The organism is Brachyspira catarrhinii, from assembly GCF_005518285.1.
Classification (GTDB): Bacteria; Spirochaetota; Brachyspiria; order Brachyspirales; family Brachyspiraceae; genus Brachyspira; species Brachyspira catarrhinii.
Genome location: NZ_SJDU01000342.1, coordinates 1 through 2,441 on the forward strand (window position 1 = coordinate 1; position 2,441 = coordinate 2,441).

Here is a 2,441-nt window from a genome sequence, read left to right on the forward strand (position 1 = left end):
TTTCTAATAACTTTAGTTGTTAGAATATATAAACGGAACAATTTTTATTTAGATTAAAAAATTAATAAGCGGGGTTTTAACGCCTCGCTTTTTTATTTTATAATTTTAAAAAACATTATGAACGAATTCTTTAATCGCGTTTCCGTTAATATTAATCTGCTCTCCGTTTATCGTAAAATATCCCGTGAGAAGTCCGCAGGAAATTCGACTATTCATTTTAGCGAAACTTCCGAAAGAATCCAATTTTTCATCGCTTTTAATGGAATAAACGAAACTAAAGCCCGATTCTTTCGAGTAAAAATCCGTTCTGTCGTTATATTCATGCGAGATAAAATCGTCAAAAACGAACCATCTATTATTATACAGAAATTTTACTATTTTTGAATTTTGCGACTCTGGTTTTGAATCGTAAATAAAAACGGAAACTGGTTTGATAGAATATGGAATATAAACGAGTCCGACAATCATATTATGATTATATCTTGACGGAATTCTTCCAACCGTATTAACGGCTAAAACAGAGCTTGTGAAATTAATTATATTTTCGCTGCCAGGAACAGTCAAATAACCTCTCGGATAACCGAAATAATAATTCGCCATATAAAGCCCTCTGTTGTTTTTCCAATTAATCATAGCGGCGCTAAAATTTGTAAATCTAAAATTGAGTTTTGATTCTACAAAATTCGTAATCGCCGTTTCAAAATTAATCGAAGCGTTGTAAAGGCTTGGAATTTCCAAATTTAATTGAGAATTCGTTCTATTAAATTGCGCTCTCACAAAATTATCGTAATAATCCAAAAAATTTTTATTTTCTTCTTTGAGATAAAAATTTTGATTATCGCCGTCAATCAAATTAAAAGCGTTGTAAGAAAAATATCTTTTTAAACCGTATTTGTAGAGTTTCCATAAAACTATATGATTGTCATGGAATAAATATAAATATAAAGTTTCTTTCATACTATCGTTTATTGGAATCGATTTTGGAATATTCGTAAAAACTCCCGTATAATAGACTCCTCGCTCGTTCATAATATTATCTCCGCTTATGGTTGGAGTATTGCTTTTCATAAAAGATTTACTCGGAACTACATTGTAAGGCAAATAAATTGAAAGAAAAATAATAATCGCGAGAATAAATAGAATAAAACCTATAATAATATATTTTTTTATATAACTTGAAGAATATTCGTAATAATCGTCTTTTTCTATAAGTTTTTTCTTTAGCATAATCAATTATTATTGGTTTCCTCGTTATTTTCGTTTTTATCGTCTTTATTGTTTAATTCTTTTTCTTTTTCAATATCGGCTCTGACTTCTTCTTCCGTTCTACTTTCTATGGAAGAATCCAATAATTTATTTAAAGAGAATAAAGCCACTTCGATTTCATCGTCTTCTGGAATTCTTGTCGTAATTTTTTGAAGTAAAAGCCCGGGCAAAATAGCCAAACGCATCAAAGGAAAATTATAAAATCTGAAACCTAATTTTAATAATTCGTAAGATATTCCCGAAACGATTGGAAGAAGCGCTATATTTATAATTAAAACCGTAATATTTCCCACGATTTTTGGAGGAATGAAAGAAGAATATATAAAAGAATAAACGAAATAACTAGTAAACATATATAGAAGAATCGAAACGGTTAAAACTAAAAACATAAAAGTAGTTCCGCATCTTGGGTGAATTGTCGTAAAATCTCTTATATTTTCTTTATTCGGATTAAGTCCATGTTCGTAAGCGTTTACAACCATATGTTCCGCTCCATGATATTGAAAAACTCTTTTAATATCTTTGAAAAACGATATAACGAGCAGATAAGCTATGAATATGCATAATTTAATCGCTCCGCGAAGAAGATTAAAAGAAATCACATGACTTTTTTCGTCTATTCCGATAAGATTTACTATAAAATACGGAAGCGCTATAAATAGTCCGACAGCGAAAGCCAGAGAAATAAGCATGCTCAAAGTCATAGCGGCGCTTTGTTTTTTTTCGGAATTTTCTTCTTTTTTATTTTCAATCTCTTCTTCCAATCCCGCGGTATTTGCCGAGAACATTAAAGTTTTATAACCTAATTTCATCATATCTATAAAATTGACAATCCCTCTGAAAAAAATCATTTTGCTTAATTTATTTTTATTTTCTGGAATCCTATATTTTATAAAATCTATTTCATTAGTCGGTTTTCTAACGGAGACAACATAATGGGTTTTATTTCTAAGCATAATCCCTTCGATAACCGCCTGCCCGCCGACTCCTTCTTTTATTCTATTTTCGTCCAATTTATATTTCATTTATTTTATCCTATTTTAATTTTTTATTTTAGTTTTAATTTAAATTAGAATAATGATATATTAAATAATTTATTCTTTCAAGCGATAAATTTTTATTTAATTAAAGTTATGAATTTATAAGTCGATAATTTTAGAAAGATAACAAAACAT

2 protein-coding genes are annotated in these 2,441 nt (G+C 28.9%); both read right to left on the reverse strand.

The features are described from left to right. Positions 1–105: 105 nt before the first annotated feature. On the reverse strand, positions 106–1,227 hold the full coding sequence (locus EZH24_RS10265; protein ID WP_236847164.1) for a hypothetical protein: 1,122 nt from the start codon (positions 1,225–1,227) through the stop codon (positions 106–108). 2 nt (positions 1,228–1,229) lie between these two features. Next, a complete protein-coding gene (locus EZH24_RS10270; protein ID WP_137999042.1) occupies positions 1,230–2,291 on the reverse strand; it encodes a DUF1385 domain-containing protein in 1,062 nt (353 codons plus the stop codon). Between the last annotated feature and the right edge of the window lie 150 nt (positions 2,292–2,441).